Origin of the sequence: Stenotrophomonas sp. SPM, from assembly GCF_003105135.1 — a bacterium.
In the GTDB taxonomy this organism is placed as follows: Bacteria; Pseudomonadota; Gammaproteobacteria; order Xanthomonadales; family Xanthomonadaceae; genus Stenotrophomonas.
This window is the reverse complement of record NZ_QETL01000031.1, coordinates 1-20,475: the sequence shown is the minus strand read 5'-3', so window position 1 is coordinate 20,475 and position 20,475 is coordinate 1. Positions and strand designations below refer to the sequence as shown.

Genomic DNA, 20,475 nt, shown 5'->3' with positions numbered 1-20,475 from the left:
AATACAATGCCCGCATGACCCGCCCGCTGCCCTGGCGCCTGGCCGATGCGCCGGATTCGCCCTTTCCGCCAGCCGAAACCGCGCTGCGCAAACCCGACGGGCTGCTGGCGGTGGGGGGTGACCTGCATCCTTTGCGCCTGCTCAACGCTTACGCGGGCGGCATCTTCCCGTGGTTCAGCGAGGGCGAGCCGATCCTGTGGTGGTCGCCCGATCCGCGCATGGTCTTCCACACCGACGGAGTGCACCTGTCCAGCCGATTCCGCCGCCAGTTGCGCGCCAGCACCTGGGAGGTCACCGCCGATACCGCCTTCAACCAGGTGATGCGGGCCTGCGCTGCCGCACCCCGCCCGGGCCAGGACGGCACCTGGATCAGTCCGGAGATGGTGGACGCCTACAGCCACCTGCACGATCTCGGCTTCGCCCACTCGTTCGAGGTCTGGGACCGCCAGACCCTGGTGGGCGGCATCTACGGAGTGGCCATCGGCACGATGTTCTTCGGCGAAAGCATGTTCAGCGGCGCCAGCGGCGGCTCCAAGATCGCGCTGGCAGCGCTGGCCGCTACCCTGCATCTCTGGGACTGGCGCCTGATCGATGCCCAGGTGGAAAACCCGCACCTGCTGCGGATGGGGGCGGTTCACCTGCCGCGCGCGGATTTCCTGCAGCATGTCCGCCAGGCGGCTCGCGAAGAAGGCCGTGAAGGCCCCTGGACCCAGGCGATCGGACGCCTGCCGGCCCGGGATCTGGCGGGGAATTAACCAGATCTTTGCAAGCTGGACGAAGGGCGCGTAAAATACTGCGCCTTAGGCCCAGCGTGGCCGTTTTCTGAACCGCACAGGACTACATGTCGAAAGACGATTCCATCGAGTTCGAGGGCACCGTCAGCGAGACGCTGCCGAACACCACTTTCCGCGTTCGTCTGGAAAATGGGCACGAAATCATTGCCCACATCTCCGGCCGCATGCGCAAGAACTACATCCGCATCCTCACCGGTGACCGGGTCAAGGTTGAAATGACCCCGTACGACCTGACCAAGGGTCGTATCACCTACCGCATGAAGTAAGCGGTCGGCGCTCTGCGCCATCCTGACAAGGCCAGCCTCGCTTGCTGGCCTTTTGTCATGCCTGGAATCAGGCCCTGCCGGAGGTCACCCTGACCGAATGCACCATGGCATCGGTCAGGCCGCCTTGAGGCAGATTCGCATTCGCATCGGTGGCGGCAAGGTGGTGCCCGATCCAGTCCGGATCGCCATCCCCTGCCCCGCCATGAACATGCACTCCCTGCCCGTCCTGTTCGCCGCGCTGGCGCTGTCTGCCGGCACCCTCCTGGCGACGCCCGCCCATGCCGCGGATGCATTGCCGGCCGCCACCGATGCCTGCATCCAGCTGGACACTGACCTGCAGCTGGTGCGCGCCGGTGCATCACGCAACATCCTGCTGCGCAATGGCCAGGACCATTACGTCGTGCACTTCAAGGATGACTGCAGCAAGGCCGGCTACTCGCGCAAGCTGACATTCGTGACCGATGGCGAGCAGGGCCAGGTCTGCGGCGCCGGGCGTACCGAACTGCGCACCGATGGCGGCAACTGCGCCATTGCCAGTGTCGAGCCGATCGATGCGGCGGCCTTCAAGCAGAAGGCGCGCCAACGCACCCGCTGACGGCGGATACAGCAAGGGCGGCCGAAGCCGCCCCTGCCCCGCAACACCCATCAAATCGCGCCCTTACTCCACCGTTGCCGGCAGCAGGCGCTCCGGTTCGGCGTGGGTCTCGACCACCAGCTCGTCGTCGCGCACGTCGATGCTGACACGACCACCATCGACCAGCTTGCCGAACAGCAGTTCGTCGGCCAGCGGACGCTTGATCTTGTCCTGGATCATGCGCGCCATCGGGCGGGCACCCATCAGCGGGTCGAAGCCGTGGTGGGCCAGCCAGTCGCGTGCGGTCGGGGTCGCCGACAGGCTGACGTGCTTTTCCTGCAGCAGCATTTCCAGCTCGATCAGGAACTTGTCGACCACCCGCAGGATGTGCTCGAAGCCCAGCGGCTGGAACTGCACAACCGCGTCGAGGCGGTTGCGGAATTCCGGCGTGAAGCTGCGGCGGATGGTCTCCATCGCGTCGGTGGCATGGTCCTGCTTGGTGAAGCCGATCGAACGCCGCGAGGCCTGGGCCGCGCCGGCATTGGTGGTCATCACCAGCACCACGTTCTTGAAGTTGGCTTCGCGGCCGTTGGTATCGGTCAGCACGCCACGGTCCATCACCTGCAACAGGATGTTGAAGATGTCCGGGTGCGCCTTCTCGATTTCATCCAGCAGCAGCACGCAGTGCGGCGTCTTGACGATCTTCTCGGTCAGCAGGCCGCCCTGGTCGAAGCCGACATAGCCCGGGGGCGCACCGATCAGGCGGCTGATCGAATGCGCTTCCATGTACTCGGACATGTCGAATCGGACCAGCTCGATGCCCAGCTGCAGCGCCAGCTGCTTGGTCACCTCGGTCTTGCCCACGCCGGTGGGGCCGGCAAACAGGAAGTTACCGATCGGCTTGTCCGGATTGCCCAAGCCGGAGCGGGCCAGCTTGATGGCCGAGGCCAGGGTGCCAATGGCTGGATCCTGCCCGAAGATCACCATCTTCAGGTTGCGCTCCAGGTGCTGCAGCACATCCTTGTCGCTGGCAGTGACCTGCTTGGCCGGGATGCGGGCCATCTTGGCGATGATCGCTTCGACTTCCTCGATGTCGATCAGCTCCTTGCGCTCACCTTCAGGCAGCAGGCGCTGGCGTGCGCCGGCCTCATCGATGACGTCGATGGCCTTGTCGGGCAGCAGGCGGTCGGCGATGTGCTTCACCGACAGGTCCACCGCAGCCTGCAGCGCCTCGTCCGAATAGGTCACGCCGTGGTGGGCCTCGTACTTGCTCTTCAGGCCCTGCAGGATCTCGTAGGTTTCACCCACGGTCGGCTCGACGATGTCGATCTTCTGGAAGCGCCGCGCCAGGGCACGGTCCTTCTCGAAGATGCCCCGGTATTCCTGGAAGGTGGTCGAGCCGATGCAGCGCAGCTCGCCCGAGGCCAGGGCCGGCTTGATCAGGTTGGAGGCGTCCATGGTGCCGCCCGACGCCGAACCGGCACCGATGATGGTGTGGATCTCGTCGATGAACAGCACCGCGTTGGGCACCTTCTTCAGCGCGGTCAGCACGCCCTTCAGGCGCTTCTCGAAATCGCCGCGGTACTTGGTACCGGCCACCAGCGCGCCCAGGTCGAGCGAATAGATCACAGCATCGGCCAGCACGTCCGGTACGGAGCCTTCGACGATGCGGCGGGCCAGGCCCTCGGCGATGGCGGTCTTGCCCACGCCGGCCTCGCCTACGTACAGCGGATTGTTCTTGCGACGGCGGCACAGGACCTGGATGGTGCGCTCGATCTCGTCGGCGCGCCCAACCAGCGGGTCGATGCGACCGGCCCGTGCCTGTTCGTTGAGGTTGCTGGCGAATTCGGTCAGCGCATCGCCCTTGGGCTCACCGTCCCCACCCTCCATTCGAGCCTCGCCCTCAGGGGAAGAGGGCTGCTCGCCCTCCTCACCCAGCTTGGCGATGCCATGGGACAGGTAATTGACCACGTCCAGCCGGGTAACATCCTGCTGGTTGAGGTAATAGACGGCGTGGGAGTCCTTTTCGCCGAAGATGGCGACCAGCACGTTGGCGCCGGTGACCTCCTTCTTGCCCGAGGACTGCACGTGGTACACGGCCCGCTGCAGCACGCGCTGGAAGCCCAGGGTCGGCTGGGTGTCGCGGCCGTCGTCTTCGGCCAGGCGGGACACGGAGGCCTCGATGGCCTGCTCCAGCTCCTGGCGCAAGCGTTCGGCGTCGGCGCCGCAGGCCTTGAGCACGGCCTGGGCGGACGGATTGTCGAGCAGTGCCAGCAGCAGGTGTTCGACCGTCATGAATTCATGCCGGGCCTCACGGGCACGCTTGTAGCACTGGCCGATGGTGTGTTCGAGGTCTTTGCTGAACATGGATTACTCCGGCGGCAGATGGGGACAATATGCGGCCTGACTACGCGATTTCCATCACCCTAGCGGATTGCTGCGTTCAGATGGCGTTAGCAGTGCGGATTGCTTGATCATCGTTCACGCCCGGGGAGCCCGCCGGAGCTTCGGCGAACCCTACCCGAGCCACCAGCGATTGCCACGTGATGACCCGCAACGCGCCCCGCCCGGGATCTTTGCGGGCAAGGCAGGCGGATTGAACGTGAGCACGCAGACGGGGCCAGAGAACGGCCATGGCTGGAACAGTGCGGATTACCGGCGCTGCGCCGGGGTCAGGCCTTTTCCATCGTGCACAGCAGCGGATGCTGGTTCATGCGCGAGTACTCGTTGACCTGGGCGACCTTGGTCTCGGCCACTTCGCGGGTGAAGACCCCGCAGACGCCGCGGCCGCGGGTATGGACGTGCAGCATCACCTGCGTGGCCTTGTCCAGGTCCATGCTGAAGAACTGCTGCAGGACGTCCACCACGAAATCCATCGGGGTGTAGTCGTCGTTGAGGATCATGACCTGGTAGAACGGCGGCGGCGCCACTTCCGGGCGCGCGGGCTCCACGGCAATACCGTGATCGTGATGGGATTCGGGGGAAGACTCGCGAGGCATCTGGATATTATAGAGGGTGCGACGGTCCTGCGTCGGCCCGCCGCAGAATGGACGGCACGCACGGCCGCCGTCACAATCAACGCCTGTCCCCCACGTTTCACAGGATTTTCATGAAAAGGACCCTTCTGCCTGCCCTGCTGTTCGCCCTGGCCGCCGTCGGCAGTGCCGGCGCCGCGACCGCCGCAGAGAGCAGCAAGGCCGACGCCGCCATCGCCCGCCACCTGGAGAAGCTCGGCTACACCTACGAGGTGGACGAGGACGGCGATTACCAGATGGTGTTCGACGTGGAAGGCGATCGCACCCAGATCGTCTACGTGCGTTCGGCCGTGGAGGACTTCGGCAGCCACAACATCCGTGAGATCTGGTCGCCGGGCTATGTGTCCAAGACCGCGCAGTTCCCCGAAGCCGTGGCCAACCGCATGCTGGAAGACTCCCAGGACGCCAAGATGGGCGGCTGGGTAAAGCAGGACAAGACCGCCATGTTCGTGGTGAAGATCGATGCCGATGCCACCACCGACCAGCTCAGCGACGCCATCGATGCGGCCATCCGTACCGCCGACGCGATGGAGCTGGAGCTGACCAAGAAGGACGACCTCTGAGTTGAACGCCGTGCAGGACCCGCGCTGGGCACCGCGTGCCACCGTGGCCACCGTGGTGGTCGACGGCGGCCGCGTGCTGCTGGTGGAAGAAAACATCGAGGGGCGGCAGGTGCTGAACCAGCCCGCCGGCCACCTGGAGCCGGGCGAAAGCCTGGCCGCCGCCGCCCTGCGCGAGACGCGCGAGGAAACCGGCTGGACGGTGGAACTGACTGCCTTCATTGGCTGCTACCAGTGGACCGCACCTGACGGCACGGCGTTCCTGCGCTTCTGCTACGCCGCCCGCCCGCTCTCGCACGACCCGGAGCAGCCACTGGATACCGGCATCGACCGCGCCCTGTGGCTGGACCCGGCCGAGCTGCAGGCCGCCGGGCCGCGCCTGCGCAGCCCGCTGGTCTGGCAGGTGGTGGCCGACTACCTGGCCGGCCAGCGCCATCCGCTTTCCCTGGTCCAGGAGGTCGCATGAGCAGCCCACGGGTGATGGTCGGCGTGTCCGGCGGCGTGGATTCGTCCGTGGCCGCCTGGCGCCTGGTGCAGCAGGGCGAGGCCGTGGCCGGCCTGTTCATGCAGAACTGGGCCGACGATGGCAGCGGCGACTGCCGTGCCGAGGATGACCGCCGCGACGCGGTGGCCGTCTGCGGCCTGCTCGGCATCCCGTTCCACTTCCGCGATTTTTCCAGCGAGTACTGGCAGGGCGTGTTCGAGCACTTCCTGGCCGAGTACGCCGCCGGCCGCACGCCCAACCCGGACGTGCTGTGCAACCGCGAAGTGAAGTTCAAGCATTTCCTGGACGCCGCCCGCGAGCTGGGGGCCGAGCGCATCGCTACCGGCCACTACGCGCGGGTCGCCCAGCGCGGCCAGCAGTGGCTGCTGCTGCGCGGCGCAGACCGCTCCAAGGACCAGAGCTACTTCCTGCACCAGCTGGGGCAGGAACAACTGGCCGCCACCCTGTTCCCGATTGGCGACCTGGAAAAGAGCGACCTGCGCCGGATCGCCCGCGACGTCAGCCTGCCGACCCATGCCAAGAAGGATTCGACCGGCATCTGCTTCATCGGCGAGCGGGACTTCCGCGAGTTCCTCGGCCGCTACCTGCCGGCCAGGACCGGCCAGATCCTCGACCCGGCCGACGGCAGCGTCATCGCCGAGCACCCGGGCGTGTTCTATTTCACCCTGGGCCAGCGCGAGGGCCTGAACATCGGCGGCGTGCGCGGCCGCCCGGCGGCGCCGTGGTACGTGGTCGGCAAGGATGTGGCCAGCAACGTGCTGTACGTGGACCAGGACCGGGACAGCAAGTGGATGCTGTCCGACCGCCTGCGCTCGGAAACCGCGCACTGGATTGCCGGGGCCCCACCGGCCCGCCGCTTCGAGTGCACCGCCCAGACCCGCTACCGGCAGCCGGACGAGCCGTGTACGGTCGAGGTGCTGGACGACGGCAGCGTGCAGGTGACCTTCGCCCGCCCGCAGCGCGCCGTGACCCCGGGCCAGTCGCTGGTGCTGTATGACGGCGATGTCTGCCTGGGCGGCGCGGTGATCGCCGCCACCGATGCGCCGCTGGAACAGCGCCTGCGCACCACCCCTTCTCCTTTTGAGGTAATCGCTGCATGAGTTTCACTGTCGACGACCGCGTCCTGGCCCTGGCCGGCATCGCCCAGGCCCTGCAGCAGGTACGCCGTATCGCCGATACCGGCCATTCCGACGCCGCGGCGGTACGTACCGCGGTGGACAGCGTGTTCCGCATCGATGCCGCCTCCCCGCAGGAGGTCTTTGGAGACCGCCACGCGCTGAAATCCGGCCTGCGCCTGCTGCACAACTACTTCCGCAACCAGGGCCAGGACCCGATCCTGCCCAAGCTGGCCCTGTCGGTGCTGCAGCTGGAGCGGCGGTTCGTGCAGGACGGTGCCACCGTGAACAAGGTCGCCTCGGGCATCGAGCGTGCCCAGCGCCAGGCCGCCGAGCTGGGCGACAGCGGCCACCCGGACGTGCTGGCCAGCCTGGGCGGCCTTTATGCCGACACCATCAGCCACCTCAAGCCGCGCGTCATGGTGCAGGGCAACCCGCACTACCTGGGCCAGGCCGGGGTGGTGGCCGAGATCCGCGCGCTGCTGCTGGCCGCCGTGCGTGCGGCCGTGCTCTGGCGGCAGCTGGGCGGCAGCTACTGGGACTTCCTGCTCAGCCGCAAGGCGATGACCGAAGCCGTGGACCGGCAGCTGGCCTGAGGGGCCGGGGTCGGATTCCTTTCCGGCAAGGAAAGGGCTCTGACCCCTGACGCAGCAAGGCGTCGGAAATCCGGCGCATCCAGAAGCCACATCGACGTTAAAGAGAAAGGGGGCACGGCCGATACATCCTCCGTGCACCTCCCGAGAACGTCCATGTACTCACGCATTTTCATCCGTCTGGCCGCCCCCCTGGCCTTGACCCTGCTGCTCCCCTTCGCCATCGGTTTCGAATGGCCGGCCGCCCTGCGTTGGGCGATCCTGACCACGATGACGCTGAGCTGGCTGGGCTTTGCGTGGTGGACTACCCGCGCCCAGGTGCAGCGTTCCCCGGAACATGCCCGTGTCCTGCGTGAGCAGGACCAGCTGCTGACCGAACTGCGCAACTTCGTCGGCAACGAAATCGACGGCTCGCGCGGCGAAGTCGAACGCGCCCGCGACCTGATCCGCCAGGCCGTCTCCAGCCTCGGTGGCAGCTTCGATGCGATGAACCGCAAGTCGCGCCAGCAGAGCCAGGCCCTGTCGCGCATCGTCGACCGCGCCGGTGACGAAGGCAACGCCGGCCTCGACGTCGCCCGCTTCGCCCAGCACGCCAACCACCGCATGGAACAGCTGGTGGAAGCGCTGGAACAGGTGAGCGGCCAGAGCAGCACCACCGTGCAGCACATCGACCAGATGGCCCAGCACCTGGACGGCATCTTCGCCCTGCTGGAAGACGTCAAGTCGATTGCCGACCAGACCAACCTGCTGGCGCTGAACGCGGCCATCGAAGCGGCCCGTGCCGGTGAAGCCGGTCGTGGCTTCGCGGTGGTGGCCGACGAAGTGCGCAACCTGTCCGAGCGCTCGACCACCTTCAACGAACAGATCCGCAAGCTGGCCCACAGCTCCAAGGACGCCATCGCCAAAGTGCGCGAGACGGTCTCGCACATGGCCTCGCGTGACATGGACCGTTCCCGCGAAGCGCGCCAGGAAGCGGCGGCGATGCTGGACAACGTGGCCCAGATCAATGCCTCGCTGGGCGATGGCATGCGCGAAGTGTCCGAGTGCGCCCGTTCGATCGACGGCAGCGTGGCCGAGGCCGTACGTGCCCTGCAGTTCGAAGACATCGCCACCCAGGCCCTGGGCGGCGTGCACACCCACCTGGACCGCCTGACCGCGATCAACCGCGAAGCCGTGGCCCTGCAGGAACTGCTGCACCGTAACGGTGGCGTGTTCGACGAAGAGATCGCCACCGCCCTGCAGCGCACCGGCAGCCGACTGCGCGAACTGCGCAGCGAGTGGGAGCGCCCGCCGCACAAGCCGGTAGCCCAGCAGAACATGGGCGCCGGCACGGTCGAGCTGTTCTGATCCTGATGTCCGCTGCCTGCTCCGGCAGCCTGCAAGGCCCCGGTCATTCCGGGGCCTTTGCCTGTAACCTGCCGTTGGATGCCCCCGACCCGCGCAACATGACCCTGATCCGCGCCCTGCCCCCGATCGACCCCAACGAACGCCCGCGCAACCCCAGCGTGCGCGAACAACTGCAGCAGCTGGAGGCGGTCGCACGCGAGGAGATCGAGGAACTCAGGCAGCTGGCCGATGCCCGCCCTGCCCCGTCGGCGATTGCGGGTGAACTGTTGGGGATGGCCTGGGATCTTGGGCTGGACGGGGATTCGCTATAGTTCCACGCCGTGCATGGATGGGCCGTTGCCCATGGCATGATGCGCCGGTCCCGTTCATGGAAGACCGATGGCCATCGCCCTGATCGCATTGATGCTGATCGAATTGCTGTTGCTCTCTGCGTGGGTGCCGCTCTTCTTTCGCACGGGCATCGTACTGTTCAACCAGCGCATTGCCGCGTCACCTGACAACCTCAGGCACCTTTCGCTGGGCGGCCTGGAACACGACCTGCCGATCGCGAAATGGGCGCGTCTGTCATTCCACGCATTGCCCGATGGCAGCGTGGCATTCCGCGAGAGCTTTGCGCCGGGCTTCGGTGGGCGCTACTTCCCGCTGATGCGCGGTCAATTGGTGATCGACAGCCGGCGCCGTGAGGTACGGGTGATCGGTCGCTGCAGCTGGTTCGCACTGGTCCTGACCCTGCTGGTGGTACCGATCATGCTGGTGCGGCCGATGGCATGGCCGATGCTGGTATGCCCGCTGATTTTCTACGTGGGCTATCGCATCCAGCGGCGGCGCTATGCCAACGTGGTCGAGGCGGTGCAGGCACGGCTGCGTCCGGAGTTCCCACGACGGTTCGTCGACCCTCAGTAGATCCACGCCATGCGTGGATGGTCGCGAGTGCGAGCATCGGTGCCGACCAACGGTCAGCACCTACCGGGGCTATCGGGCCAGGGCGACTTCCGGGGTGGTGTGCTGCTGGCGCAGCCACAGCGCCAGGTCGCGCGGGCTGAGCGGGCGCGAGTACAGGTAGCCCTGGATCTCGTCGCAGCCCTGCCGGCGCAGCATGTCTTCTTCCTGGTGCGTTTCCACGCCCTCGGCCACCACCTTCATGCCCAGTGCGTGGCCCAGGTGGACGATGGCCTGGGTGACTTCGGCCGTGCCCGTGTCGTGCAGCATGCCCTGCACGAAACTGCGGTCGATCTTCAGGCGCCCCACCGGGAAGCGGTTGAGGTAATGCAGGTTGGAGAAGCCGGTGCCGAAGTCATCCACCGCCAGCGGCACGCCATGGCGTTCCAGTACGTCGAAACAGTGGCGCAGGATGTCGGTGTCACGGATCAACGCCGATTCGGTCAGTTCTAGCTCGAGCCGCTGCGGCGGCCAGCCATGGGCGTGGCAGATCTCGATCACGCGCTCGGCGAACCCACGGTCACGCAACTGCACGGCCGAGACGTTCACCGCAATGCGCTCAAAACGCAGGCCGGCACGATCCCACGCTGCCGCCTGGCGGCAGGCTTCGGACAGCACCCAGTCGCCGATGCGGACGATCTCGCCGCACTTCTCGGCAATGGGAATGAACTCGGCCGGGCTGCAGTAGCCCACGCCGGGGCGATGCCAGCGCAGCAGCGCTTCGATGGCCGGCGGCTCACCATGGTGGGCGTGCAGCAGCGGCTGGTAGGCCAGGCTGAACTCCTCACGTTCGATGGCACCGTGCAGGCCGTGCTCGATCTCCAGCCGGCGCTGGATGCGCGCCAGGGCGTCCTGGCTGTAGTACTGATACGTGTTGCGCCCGGCTTCCTTGGCCGCGTACATCGCCGCGTCGGCGGCACGCAGCAGGGAGTCGAAATCGGTCTGGCTGTCGCCCAGCATGGCGATGCCCACGCTGGCGCCGACCTTTAGCACGGTGTCACCGCGACGCAGCGGCTCGGCCAGCGAGCCGATCAGCTTGCGCGCCACGTGGCCGGCATCCTCCGGCTCGGCCAGGTCGCGCAGCACCACGATGAATTCGTCGCCGCTGAAGCGGCCGAACAGATCGTTGTTGCGCAGGTTCTGGTGCAGGCGGGTGGCTGCGGCCTTCAGCAGTGCATCGCCGGTGGCGTGGCCGAAGCTGTCGTTGATGTTCTTGAAGCCATCGAGATCGATGAACAGCATCGCCAGCGAGGTGCCGCGGTCGCGGGCCTCCTCGATGGCCTCGGCGGTCTGCTCGCCCAGCAACACGCGGTTGGGCAGGCCGGTCAGCAGGTCGTAGTGGGCCAGCAGCTCGATGCGCTCATTGGCTTCGCGCTCGCGGGTGATGTCACGGAACAGGACCACGAAGCGCGGCGGCAGGCCGTCGCGGCGGTCCAGTTCAATCAACACCTGCACCCACACGCGCAGGCCGGACTGGCGGTAAAAGCACAGGTCCAGCTGTTCGGGCAGGCCGCCGCCAGCGATACGCAGCAGCGCGGCTTCGAAGTGCGCGCGCGAATCTTCGGTGTACAGCGCCAGCGCCTGGTCCAGGGTGATCGGCTCCTTGCGCAGGCCGTGGATGCGATAGCACTCCTCGGTCCACTGCATGTGCCGGGTGCTGACCTCGATCTCGCAGCCGCCGATGCGGCCCAGCGCGGAGACACGGTTCAGCAGTTCGGTGCGCCAGCGGATGAGTGCATCGGTCTGGTGCTGTTCGGTGATGTTCTGCACCTGGCCCAGCAGGCGCTTGGGATGGCCATCCATGTCCAGCAGCGGCTGCATCCACAGGCGCAGGTGCTGGGACGGCTCGCTGCCGCGGGTCAGTTCCAGTTCCAGGTTGGCGGCACGGCCGTCGCGCCACAGCCGGCGCCACGCCGCACGCAGCGCGCCGCGTGAGCGCGGGTGCAGCTGCTTCAGCCAGCGCCGCTGGCCGGGCACTTCGCCGGGTGCCAGGGCCAGCAGCGAGCGCAGCTCGGGCGACCACCAGAACCGGTGGTTGGTGGGATCGAACGACCAGCTGCCCATGCTGGCGATGCGCTGGGCCTCGCTCAGGTGCAGCTGCTGTTCCTGCAGCAGCGCTTCCAGCTGCTTCTGCTGCTCGATGTCGGTATGGGTGCCGACCATGCGCAGCGGCTGCCCATCGGCGGTACGTGCAACCACGCGACCGCGGTCGAGCACCCAGCGCCACTGGCCATCCTCCTGGCGGAAGCGGAACTGGGCGCTGTACTGCTCGCTGTGGCCGCGCAGGTGCTCGTCCAGCGCCGCACGCATGTCGGCCAGGTCATCGCCGTGGACGCGGGAAATGATGTTGTTGGCGGTCTCTTCCACAAGCGAAGGTGTCCGTACCACCCGGTCGCTGGGAATGTCCCAGTCCCACAGGCTGTGGCCGGCGCTTTCCAGCGCCAGCTCCCAACGGCCACCGGCATCGACCGGCACCGGCTCCGGCACGCTGAGGGTGAAGGCCAGCAGGTTGCCGCTGCCATCGTGCACGGCGCGCAGGTAGCCGTCGTAGTGGCCGCGCGGACCACCCGGCAGGGTGCAGGCGACGATGCCACCGTCGGCCGCCAGCAGGCGCAGGTCCTCCAGCATCGGCGCGTAGGCGGCCACCGTCGCCGGCAGGCCGTGTTCGCGCGCGGCCGGGTTGGCTGCAAGCGGACGGCCGCCACGGTCGACGATGACCAGCGCCGAGGCAAGCGGATGCTGCAGCAGGCTGGCGATGATCCCTTGGTCCACGCGATCTTGCTCCGGAATGGCGCGCCCGACAGCGGGGCACGCAGTGGTTAACGGCGCCTCCGGCGGATAATTGAGTGCCTGCACGCGGTCGCGCGTTAATATGGCTGGCGCCCCCTCCCCCTGCCCTGTCCATGCCCGCAGAACCGACCGGCACCGCCCCCGCTCCCGACCCGCAGATGGCGAAGGCGCTGGGTCGTGACCGTCGTCGGGTGGTGCTGACCTATCTGATGCTGGCACTGGCCTGGATGGTCGCCACCGATGGCGCCATGGCGGCACTGATGTCGGACCCGCGGCAACTGGCGTTCTGGCAGACCGTGAAGGACGCCTTCTTCGCCTTTGCCAGCGCCGGCCTGCTGTACCTTCTGCTGCGCCCCCTGGCCGAACACGTGCTGCGCACCCATGCGCGCCTGCAGGGCTCGGAGCTGCGCCTGCGGCAGATGTTCGAGGGCAACCCCGGGCCGATCCTGGTCTACGACCTGGACAGCCTGGCCATCCTCGACGCCAACCCGGCCGCCTGCCTGGCCTTCGGCTGGGAGCGCGACGCGCTGCTGGAGCAGACCATCGACGTGCTGTGGCCGCCCGGCGACAGGCTGATTTTGCAGAACAAGCTGGAGGCGATCCGCGAGGCGCCCGAGCAGATCTGCGTGCTGCGCACCCCGCTGCAGCTGCGCGATGGCAGCCGCCGGCAGATGGAACTGCGCTCGAACGCGATCGACTACGACGGCCACAACGCCCGACTGCTGATCGCCATCGACCGCACCGCCGAGGACCTGGCCCAGCTGCGCCGCGACCAGGCCCTGGCCCGCGTGGAAGAGGCACACGAGCTGGCCCGCATCGGCGCTTGGGAGCTGGACCCTTCCAGCGGCCTCGGCCGCTACTCCAGCCAGGTGTACCGCCTGCTGGGCCGCCGCCCGCCCGAGGCACGGCGCTGGCATCGTTTCGATGAGCTGCTGGTGCCGGCCGATCCGACCACGGCCGCGCAGACCGAGCAGCTGCTGGCCGAGCTGTGCACCGACCCCAGGCTGCAGGTGGATGTGCTGCTGCCCGTGCTGTCGATGGATGGCCGTACCCTGATGGTGCACCTGCGCGCAGCCTGTGGCACGGACGAGGCCGGCCGCGAGCGGGTGCTGGGCACTCTGCAGGACGTGACCGAGCGCGAACAGTCGCGGCGCCTGCTGCGTGAACGCGAGGAGCAGTTCCGCGAGCTGGTGCGGGTGCTCCCCGACGGCGTGGTGATCCTGTCCGACGAGCACGTGCTGTACGCCAACGCCTGGGCCGCGGCCCTGTTCGGCTATGGCAGCCAGACCTTGCTGGGCGAGCCGTTGGATGCGCTGGTGGACCCGGCGGAGCTGGACCGGGTGCGCCTGCAGCTGCGCGCCGGCCAACCGCAGCACAGCCCCGGGCACAACAGCGTGTTGGTGATGCAGCGCGCCGATGGCCGCCGCTTCCACGCCGGCTTGGCGGTGGGCGAAGTGCGCTACGGCGGCCGCGACTGCAAGCTGCTGATCGTGCGTGACCTGACCGAATCCGAGCGCACGCGCACCGCGCTGGAAACCAGCAACCGCGAACTGCAGGCCATGGCCGGCCGTCTGTTCTCACTGCAGGAGGACGAGCGCCGCGCCATCTCGCGCGACCTGCACGATGACATCGGCCAGGCCATCACCGCCATCAAGCTCTCCGCCTACGCCGCTCAGGATGAAGCAGACGCACGACGCCGCAGCGAAGACCTGGCGCAGATCGTCAGCCTGGCCGACACCACCGTGGCCAAGCTGCGCGACATCTCCACCCTGCTGCGCCCGCCGCAGCTGGACGCCCTGGGCCTGGAGGCGGCACTGAGCTGGCAGGCACGGGTGCTGTTCCGTTCCTCGCCGGTGGAGCTGCTGGCCGAGATCGACACCCTGCCCTCGCGCCCGGACAACAGCATCGAACAGGCCTGTTTCCGCATCGCCCAGGAAAGCCTGACCAACGTGCTGCGCCACGCCCGTGCCAGCCAGGTGCAGCTGCAGCTGCGCGATGTCGACCAGCGCGGCCTGCACCTGCTGATCCGCGATGACGGCGAGGGTTTCGACCCGAACGGCCCGCGCGGCCTGGGCCTGATCGTGATGCGCGAGCGTGCGCAGAGCGTCGGCGGCAATGTCCGCATCGAGTCGGCGCACGGCGCCGGTACGCTCGTCGACGTCCATCTTCCTTACCAGGCGGTCACTGCGACCGCCGCTGATTCCCCGGAACACTGAGCCATGTGGAACCCCAACATGCCCCCTGTCAGCATTGACGACGCCCCCGATCGGTTGGGTGCCGGCAACCCCGAGCTGCAGGCCATGGTCACCGAAGCCGCCTCCGGCGGCACCCCGTTGATGCTGATGCACGTGGATATCGACCACTTCGCATCGGTCAACGAAAACATGAGTGCCGAGGTCGGCGACCAGGCGCTGGTGCTGGTCGCCCAGCGCCTGCAGTCCTACCTGCGCGGCCGCGGCAAACTGTGGCGCCACGGCAGCGATGAATTCCTGCTGGCCGTGCCACGCACCGCCGACCTGCCGCTGCCGGAAGACTTCGCCGAAGAGATCCGCCAGCAGATGGAGCTGCCGCTGTCGGTGCTGCCGTACACGCTGTTCATGACCGGCAAGCTGGGCGTGAGCCTGTGCCCGGAGCACGCCAGCAACGCCTCGCGCCTGCTCGACCACGCCGAGGATGCACTGTACCAAGCCGCCCGCGAAGGCGGCAATGCGGTGCGCATCCACGCGGTGGACACCCCGCCGAGCGCGCACAGCGAGAGCATCATCGCCCGCCAGATCGTCGATGCGATCCCCAACGGCGAACTGAAGCTGCGCTACCAGCCGCTGGTCAGCGCCCGCGATGGCCACGTTGTGGGCATGGAGGCGCTGCTGCGCTGGCAGTCACCGACCTTGGGCATGCTGGTGCCGGAGCGCTTCATGCGCACCGCCGAGCGCCTCGGCATCATCGTGCAGATCGGCACCTGGGTGCTGGAAGGCGCACTGAAGCAGGCGCGTCTGTGGCGCGACCAGGGCTTCGATGACTTCACCATCGCGGTGAACGTGTCGACCCTGCAGCTGCTGCGTCCGAACTTCTTCGCCGAGGTGATGGGGCTGATCCAGGCCGCGGGCGTGCCGGCGCAGATGCTGACACTGGAGATCAACGAAAGCGCGCTGACCAACAACGTCAACTTCGTCCACGAGACCCTGGCCAACCTGCGCAACGAAGGCATCAGTCTGAGCCTTGACAACTTCGGCACCGGCGATTCCAGCCTCAGTGCGCTGGTGCGCTACCCGGTGGACAAGCTGAAGATCGACCGCAGCTTCATCAAGAGCGCGCCGGCAGGCAACCGCGAGGCCGCCATCGCCCGCGCGATCATCGCCATGGGCCACCAGCTGGGCATGACGGTGATTGCCAACGGCGTCGAGTCGCAGGCACAGCTGGGCTTCCTGCGTCGCAACGACTGCGACGTGTTCCAGGGTTACCTGTTCGGCGAGCCGATGTCGGCCGATGCGGCCGGCATGACCCTGCGCCGCCGTTACTTGCGGCCGGAAGCTTTCGCCGAAACCCGCCCGGACCGCACCCTGCTGCTGCTGGACGACGAGGAGAACGTGCTGCGCTCGCTGGTGCGCCTGTTCCGTCGCGACGGCTACCGCATCCTGGCCGCCGGCAACGTGCGCGATGCGTTCGACCTGCTGGCGATCAACGACGTGCAGGTGATCCTGTCCGACCAGCGCATGAGCGACATGAGCGGCACCGAGTTCCTGGGCCGGGTGAAGATGCTGTACCCGGACACGATCCGCCTGGTGCTGTCCGGCTACACCGATCTGAACACGGTGACCGATGCGATCAACCGCGGCGCGATCTACCGCTTCCTGACCAAGCCCTGGAACGACGATGAGCTGCGCAAGCACATCCACCAGGCGTTCCGTACGTACGAGGAACAGCGGCGCAGCAATGCCGGGCCGACGGCGGTGGAAGCGGCGGATGCCGGCGAGGATCGCTCGCCGCTGCGTTAACCCGCCTGTAGAGTCGAGCCATGCTCGACTACGGCAAAAAGCAGTCGAGCATGGCTCGACTCTACAGAAACGAGGTCAGCGCGGCTGCTTGATCGGCAGCACCACGCGGAAGCGCGAGCCGACGCCGGGTGTGCTGTCCAGGTCGATGCGGCCGTGGTGCTTGTTGATGATGCTGTAGGAGATCGACAAGCCCAGGCCGGTGCCGCTGCCCACCGGCTTGGTGGTGAAGAACGGATCGAAAATGCGCTGGCGCAGTTCCGGCGAGATGCCGCCACCGGTGTCCTCGAACTCCACCCAGACCGTGTCGCCGTCCACGCCGGTGCGCACGGTGATGGTGCCGCGCTCGGCGATGGCATGGCCGGCGTTGAGCAGCAGGTTCATGTAGACCTGGTTCAGTTCCGAAGGCAGGCACTCCACCAGCGGCAGCTGGCCGAACTCGCGGTGCAGGGTGACCTTGTACTTGAGCTCGTTCCAGATGATGTTGATGGTCGATTCCAGGCCGGAATGCAGGTCCACCAGCTTCCACGACTCGTCGCGGCCGGAATACGAGAAGTCCTTCAGGTCGCGCACGATGCGGGTCACCCGCTCGATGCCCTCGCGCGACTCCGCCATCAACTGCGGCAGGTCGCGGCTGATGAAATCGATGTCCAGGCGGTCACGGATATCGTCGATTTCCGGGATCAGCGCCTTCGGATCCGGCGCGCGCAGGGCCCGCTCGTATGCTTCGATGACGGTAAACAGGCTGCGCAGATATTCCTGCAGGCTGCCCAGGTTGGAGTGCACGTAGCCGATCGGGTTGTTGATCTCGTGGGCAACGCCGGCGGCGAGCTGGCCGATGGAGGCCATCTTTTCCGACTGCAGCAGCTTTTCCTGGGTGCCGTTGAGGCGCAGGTAGGCCTGGCGGAGTTCGGCATGGCGCTGCTGCAGCTCGCGCTCGTAGTCCTCCTGACCCTCGATGGGACGGAACAGTGCCAGGTAGTGGCCGCTGCCAGGCTGGCCGTGATGGTAGAGGTGGGCGATGACCACGCCCTCGCCGACCGGCAGGCTGCCATTCCACTGACCGTGCAGGCGCGCCTGCTCCAGCGCATCCGGCGGCAGCAGCTCACGCAGGCGCAACGGCGCGGGGCCGGTGGTCTCGTTGCTGCCCAGCAGATTCTGTGCGGCCGGATTGGCCAGGGCGACCTGCCCGTCTTCGGTGAACAGCAGCATGCCTTCGCGCACGCGCTCCAGCAGGGCCTGCAGCACCGGCTGCGGCGGAAGGGGGGCGGTAACCAGAACGTTGGCGGCGGACACGGCGACTCGAGGGCTTGCGAACAGGCGCCCAATATACGCGCTGCCGCGCCAGCGCAGCAGCCCACCGGCTGCTGCCGGCCGCCGGTGGGTCGATCAGGCGACGGCCAGTGGCCGGCGTGCGTTGACCGTGTGGGCCTGGCCCTTGGCGTCGTACGAGGAGGATGCCTCGGTGCGGCCGAGCTGGCGCAGCGCCCAGTCCACCTCGCGGCGGCGGCGCGACAGCAGCACGCCATTGGCGCGGTTGCGCTCGGCCAGCGCCTGCAGCTGCTCGCCCTCGCCCACCGGCGGGGTGGAGTCCAGGGCGCGCAGTGCTTCCAGCTTGGCGCCGGTCGCGCGGATCAGCGCGTGCACGTCGTGCTCGACCAGGGCCTGATGTTCGACATCCAGAGCCTGGGCAAGTCGCTGAAGATGTTCACTCATCGCCGCGGTCATCCCTGCAGCTGCTGGTCCAGTTCGAGCATGCGCGATGCGATCGCGTCCGGATTGATCTTGTAGCTGCCGTTCTGCAGCGACTCGCGCACGGCGGCGACACGCTGGGTGTCGATGGCCGGGGCGGTGCTCAGCTCACGCTCGAGCGCCTGCAGGTTGGTGGCCTCGCCGGTCAGGCGCAGGCTGTCCGCAGCCTCCACCGGGCGCGCCGGTGCATCGCCGCTGACGCCGGGCTTGGTGGCCGGGGTCGTCACGCTGCGCAGTGCCTGGGGGACCTGCAGGTTGCCGTCGATTTTCTGGCTCATGGGGTGTCCTGGAGTTGCCGTTCACAAGGGATAACGGCCGCTGGGCCGTGATCTTTAGGGAAATCTCTTACTTTTTCAACGCGCCACGATTACGTCACCATGGGCGTCCACGGTCCCCTGCACGATGCGGCGGGAGGACAGGTTCTCTACCGAAACACGGTCGTTCTCGCCCGCATCGCCCATCGCCCGGCCGGCAATGCGCACCTCGACCGAACCGCGCCGCGACACCAGGGCCACATTGTCTCCTCGTCTGATGAGACGCTCGGTGACCAGGTCGTTGGCCGACAGCAGGCTTCCGGCCTGCAGGGGCCGACGGGCAATGCGACCGACCGCCGCAGCGGGATCAGACAGCACAGCCCCGGCAATCCGTGCGGCATCACGCTGGGCAGTGCTGATATCGGCCGCGGCCAGGGTTTCTCCAGTGGCAATGCCGCGGGTGAGCACCAGCACGGCCTGGTTGCGGCGCACCTTCACCGGTACGAACAGGCGCCAGCCGCCGGCATCGGGGCAGCTGACCTCCACCGTGGTGTTGGCGGTGGGCTGCACCTGCAGCGCAGACCCGCATCGCGGCAGGCGCATTGCATCGGCCACCACGGCCTCGCCCTCAGCGCCGGCTGGCAAGGTCGACAGCGCGGCCGTGCGGATGCTGGCGACCGGCTGCCAGTCGGTGGCGGCCGCCCATGGCGAGGCAATCGCCAGGGCGATGGCCAATAGAGATGTGATCCGGCGCATGGCGCCTCCTGTTCGGTAAGACCTGGCCGGGTGCGTGCAAGTGGCGTGCCAGAGGCTCTTGTAGGGTCGAGCCGTGCTCGACTGCTTTGGACAAAAATGCCAGTCGAGCATGGCCCGATTCCACAAATAGAGCGGTCGACCCTACAAAAGGCATCGCGGGCGACACGGCGCCCTCAAGTTCGGCCGCCCCCACGCCGATACTGCAGCCATGTCCCATGACCTGCTCAACCGGATCGACCAGCGGACCCGACTGGCCGGCCACAATCGCCTGGCGCTGCTGCTGTTCCGTCTCGGCGGACGTCAGCTTTTTGGCGTCAACGTCTTCAAGGTACAGGAAGTCCTGCGCCGCCCGGAGCTCTTCCAGGTACCCGGCCTGCCAGGCCAGTTCGCCGGCGTGGCCGACGTGCGTGGCCGCTCGGTGCCGGTGCTGGATCTGGGCCTGGCCATCGGCCACCCCGAGCGTGAGCCGGACGCGGACACCGCCCCCGGCTACCTGGTGGTGACCGAGTTCAACCGCTCGATCCAGGGCTTCCTGGTGAGCGGGGTCGAGCGCATCGTCAACATCGCGGTGGAGGACATCCACCCGCCGCCGGAGCTGGGCGCAGAATCGAGCTACCTGACCGCTGTGACCCGCTTCCAGGGCGAGCTGATCCAGGTGATCGACGTGGAAAGCGTGCTGGCCGATATCGCCCAGATCCGTGGCGAGGCAGTGCTGGACCCGACCATGGCCATGCCGGCCGACGCTCCGCAGCTGCAAGTGCTGGTGGTGGACGACTCGCGCGTGGCCCGCCAGCAGATCCGCAGCGTGCTGGACCAGCTGGGGGTGGGCGCCACCCTGCTGTCAGATGGCAAGCAGGCGCTGGACCACCTGCTGCAGATCCACGCCTCGGGCGAAAACCCGGCCGACCGCTACGCCATGGTTATCTCGGACATCGAGATGCCGGCCATGGACGGCTATACGCTGACGACGGAAATCCGGCGCCACGCCGGCCTGTCCGGGCTGTATGTGCTGCTGCACACCTCCCTGTCCGGCGTATTCAACAATGCGATGGTGGAGCGCGTGGGCGCCAACGCCTTCGTGGCCAAGTACTCGCCGCACGAGCTGGCCGACTTCGTGCTGGACCGCCTGCGCAAGGTGGCGATGGCGGCGTAAGGCCGCCCCACCCGCCCACCCCGGCCATGGCCCGGCGCTCACGGGACCAC

At 67.5% G+C, this 20,475-nt stretch carries 20 protein-coding genes; 13 read left to right on the top strand and 7 right to left on the bottom strand.

Annotation, left to right across the window (positions count from 1 at the left end; all coding sequences use genetic code 11):
* The first annotated feature begins 14 nt into the window (after window positions 1-14).
* From aat to DCO49_RS09170, 3 genes are all read left to right on the top strand, one after another.
* Complete coding sequence (gene aat, locus DCO49_RS09180) at window positions 15-755, top strand: leucyl/phenylalanyl-tRNA--protein transferase (protein ID WP_116863778.1); 741 nt, start codon at window positions 15-17, stop codon at window positions 753-755.
* An 86-nt stretch (window positions 756-841) separates the two neighbouring features.
* Window positions 842-1,060 (top strand): translation initiation factor IF-1, encoded by a 219-nt coding sequence (gene infA / locus DCO49_RS09175; RefSeq protein WP_005409596.1) that lies wholly within the window; start codon window positions 842-844, stop codon window positions 1,058-1,060.
* 202 nt (window positions 1,061-1,262) lie between these two features.
* Window positions 1,263-1,655, top strand: coding sequence for a hypothetical protein (locus DCO49_RS09170; protein WP_116863794.1), 393 nt, complete (start codon window positions 1,263-1,265; stop codon window positions 1,653-1,655).
* A 63-nt stretch (window positions 1,656-1,718) separates the two neighbouring features.
* Here DCO49_RS09170 and clpA read toward each other — a convergent pair whose 3' ends face one another.
* Window positions 1,719-4,001 (bottom strand): ATP-dependent Clp protease ATP-binding subunit ClpA, encoded by a 2,283-nt coding sequence (gene clpA, locus DCO49_RS09165; RefSeq protein ID WP_116863777.1) that lies wholly within the window; start codon window positions 3,999-4,001, stop codon window positions 1,719-1,721.
* A gap of 305 nt (window positions 4,002-4,306) precedes the next feature.
* Window positions 4,307-4,633 carry an ATP-dependent Clp protease adapter ClpS gene (gene clpS, locus DCO49_RS09160; RefSeq protein WP_079221861.1) on the bottom strand — a complete coding sequence of 109 codons (327 nt, stop codon included), beginning with the start codon at window positions 4,631-4,633 and terminating at the stop codon, window positions 4,307-4,309.
* A 110-nt stretch (window positions 4,634-4,743) separates the two neighbouring features.
* Between clpS and DCO49_RS09155 the strand changes: the two genes are divergently transcribed.
* From DCO49_RS09155 to DCO49_RS09125, 7 genes are all read left to right on the top strand, one after another.
* Window positions 4,744-5,232: a hypothetical protein gene (locus tag DCO49_RS09155; RefSeq protein WP_116863776.1), complete on the top strand. Its 489-nt coding sequence runs from the start codon at window positions 4,744-4,746 to the stop codon at window positions 5,230-5,232.
* 1 nt (window position 5,233) lies between these two features.
* A complete protein-coding gene (locus tag DCO49_RS09150) occupies window positions 5,234-5,695 on the top strand; it encodes an NUDIX hydrolase (protein WP_116863775.1) in 462 nt (153 codons plus the stop codon).
* The gene (gene mnmA / locus DCO49_RS09145) at window positions 5,692-6,834 is read left to right on the top strand and encodes a tRNA 2-thiouridine(34) synthase MnmA (protein ID WP_116863774.1); all 1,143 of its coding nucleotides are present in this window, start codon (window positions 5,692-5,694) and stop codon (window positions 6,832-6,834) included. Before DCO49_RS09150 ends, mnmA begins: the two co-directional genes overlap by 4 nt.
* Window positions 6,831-7,445 carry a high frequency lysogenization protein HflD gene (gene hflD / locus DCO49_RS09140; RefSeq protein ID WP_116863773.1) on the top strand — a complete coding sequence of 205 codons (615 nt, stop codon included), beginning with the start codon at window positions 6,831-6,833 and terminating at the stop codon, window positions 7,443-7,445. The genes mnmA and hflD overlap by 4 nt, the downstream gene beginning before the upstream one ends.
* A 153-nt stretch (window positions 7,446-7,598) precedes the next feature.
* Window positions 7,599-8,789, top strand: coding sequence for a methyl-accepting chemotaxis protein (locus DCO49_RS09135; RefSeq protein ID WP_116863772.1), 1,191 nt, complete (start codon window positions 7,599-7,601; stop codon window positions 8,787-8,789).
* Window positions 8,790-8,887: 98 nt separating this feature from the next.
* On the top strand, window positions 8,888-9,100 hold the full coding sequence (locus DCO49_RS09130; protein ID WP_116863793.1) for a hypothetical protein: 213 nt from the start codon (window positions 8,888-8,890) through the stop codon (window positions 9,098-9,100).
* 67 nt (window positions 9,101-9,167) lie between these two features.
* The gene (locus DCO49_RS09125; protein WP_116863771.1) at window positions 9,168-9,692 is read left to right on the top strand and encodes a hypothetical protein; all 525 of its coding nucleotides are present in this window, start codon (window positions 9,168-9,170) and stop codon (window positions 9,690-9,692) included.
* 69 nt (window positions 9,693-9,761) lie between these two features.
* Here the strand turns inward: DCO49_RS09125 and DCO49_RS09120 are convergent, their stop codons facing one another.
* Entirely contained in the window at window positions 9,762-12,500 is a 2,739-nt protein-coding gene (locus DCO49_RS09120) for a GGDEF domain-containing phosphodiesterase (RefSeq protein WP_116863770.1), read from the bottom strand.
* Window positions 12,501-12,631: 131 nt separating this feature from the next.
* On the opposite strand from DCO49_RS09120, the gene DCO49_RS09115 reads away from it, so the two are divergent.
* Together DCO49_RS09115 and DCO49_RS09110 are read left to right on the top strand one after the other, a co-directional pair.
* Window positions 12,632-14,734, top strand: coding sequence for a PAS domain-containing sensor histidine kinase (locus DCO49_RS09115; RefSeq protein WP_116863769.1), 2,103 nt, complete (start codon window positions 12,632-12,634; stop codon window positions 14,732-14,734).
* 3 nt (window positions 14,735-14,737) lie between these two features.
* Window positions 14,738-16,513 (top strand): EAL domain-containing protein, encoded by a 1,776-nt coding sequence (locus tag DCO49_RS09110; protein ID WP_108768823.1) that lies wholly within the window; start codon window positions 14,738-14,740, stop codon window positions 16,511-16,513.
* Window positions 16,514-16,588: 75 nt separating this feature from the next.
* Here DCO49_RS09110 and DCO49_RS09105 read toward each other — a convergent pair whose 3' ends face one another.
* The 4 genes from DCO49_RS09105 to flgA all read right to left on the bottom strand — a co-directional run bounded on the left by DCO49_RS09105 (window position 16,589) and on the right by flgA (window position 19,272).
* Window positions 16,589-17,806 carry an ATP-binding protein gene (locus DCO49_RS09105; RefSeq protein ID WP_116863768.1) on the bottom strand — a complete coding sequence of 406 codons (1,218 nt, stop codon included), beginning with the start codon at window positions 17,804-17,806 and terminating at the stop codon, window positions 16,589-16,591.
* A 93-nt stretch (window positions 17,807-17,899) separates the two neighbouring features.
* Window positions 17,900-18,238: a flagellar protein FlgN gene (locus DCO49_RS09100; protein WP_108768821.1), complete on the bottom strand. Its 339-nt coding sequence runs from the start codon at window positions 18,236-18,238 to the stop codon at window positions 17,900-17,902.
* Complete coding sequence (gene flgM / locus DCO49_RS09095; protein ID WP_079221847.1) at window positions 18,235-18,540, bottom strand: flagellar biosynthesis anti-sigma factor FlgM; 306 nt, start codon at window positions 18,538-18,540, stop codon at window positions 18,235-18,237. Before flgM ends, DCO49_RS09100 begins: the two co-directional genes overlap by 4 nt.
* Before the next feature lie 75 nt (window positions 18,541-18,615).
* Window positions 18,616-19,272, bottom strand: a complete 657-nt coding sequence (gene flgA / locus DCO49_RS09090; RefSeq protein ID WP_116863767.1) for a flagellar basal body P-ring formation chaperone FlgA — start codon at window positions 19,270-19,272, stop codon at window positions 18,616-18,618.
* A 208-nt stretch (window positions 19,273-19,480) separates the two neighbouring features.
* Here flgA and DCO49_RS09085 point away from each other — a divergent pair, with 208 nt between their 5' ends.
* Complete coding sequence (locus DCO49_RS09085; protein ID WP_079221845.1) at window positions 19,481-20,425, top strand: chemotaxis protein; 945 nt, start codon at window positions 19,481-19,483, stop codon at window positions 20,423-20,425.
* The last annotated feature ends 50 nt before the right edge of the window (window positions 20,426-20,475 follow it).